The sequence below is a fragment of the Streptomyces glaucescens genome (assembly GCF_002154375.1).
Taxonomy (GTDB): domain Bacteria; phylum Actinomycetota; class Actinomycetes; order Streptomycetales; family Streptomycetaceae; genus Streptomyces; species Streptomyces glaucescens.
Window position 1 is genome coordinate 1 of sequence record NZ_MUND01001000.1, and the last position, 783, is coordinate 783.

At 71.6% G+C, this 783-nt stretch carries 2 protein-coding genes; both read right to left on the reverse strand.

The genetic code is table 11. From position 1 onward, the window contains the following. On the reverse strand, positions 1 to 182 hold a 182-nt coding region (locus CCN42_RS44015), incomplete at its 3' end, for a hypothetical protein (RefSeq protein WP_211294908.1). A 178-nt stretch (positions 183 to 360) separates the two neighbouring features. Further along, positions 361 to 759 (reverse strand): phosphotransferase, encoded by a 399-nt coding sequence (locus tag CCN42_RS40115; protein ID WP_425444739.1) that lies wholly within the window; start codon positions 757 to 759, stop codon positions 361 to 363. Between the last annotated feature and the right edge of the window lie 24 nt (positions 760 to 783).

Here is a 783-nt window from a genome sequence, read left to right on the forward strand (position 1 = left end):
CCACAGGACGAGCCGCCCCCGCAGGACGAGCCACCTCCACAGGACCAGCCGCCCCCGCCGCCGTGTCCGCCGCCGTCACCGCCCCACCAGGAACGGCGCCGCCGCGACGACCGGCTGCCTGCGCTGACCGCCGAGAAGACCACCGCGATGAGGACGATGCCCAGGATCGCCAAGTGCTCCATGTTCTTTCACCCCGTTGTCGAGCGTTGTGATGTGTGCCAGAGCATCCCCCTCCCGATCACCGGCCGAAGCTCTTCTTGAGCAACTTCAGAGCTTGGTCCGCCCGCGGAGATCCCGGGCGCGCTGGGACGTGGCCTCCTGCTCGCGTGCGCGCTCGGAGGGCCATGGGGCCCGACCGGGTCACCCGAAACGTCTGTGGTCCCCCAGCACCGCGTCGATCACCGACAGGTTGGCGTCGACCCGCTCGTCTTGGGGATCGGCACACTCCGTCAGCGTCAGCAGGGCCTTCCACAGGGCCCAGCCCCTGGCCCGGGCCCAGGTGCCGTCGTCCTGGCCGACCGTCCGCCGGAACGCCTCGCGGCTGTCGTCGCGGAACATGGTCCAGGCGATCNNNNGATCGCCGACGCCCGAGGTGCCGAAGTCGATCACGGCCGAGAGCTGTCCGCCGGTCACCAGCAGGTTGTTGGCCGCGATGTCGCCGTGGAACCACACCGGCGTGCCCAGCCGGTCGGCGTCGAGCGCGGCCTGCCAGACCTCGGTGGCCCGCGCGGTGTCGACACGGCCGCCCAGGGCCGCGATGCAGCGGCGCGTCTCCTCGTCGTA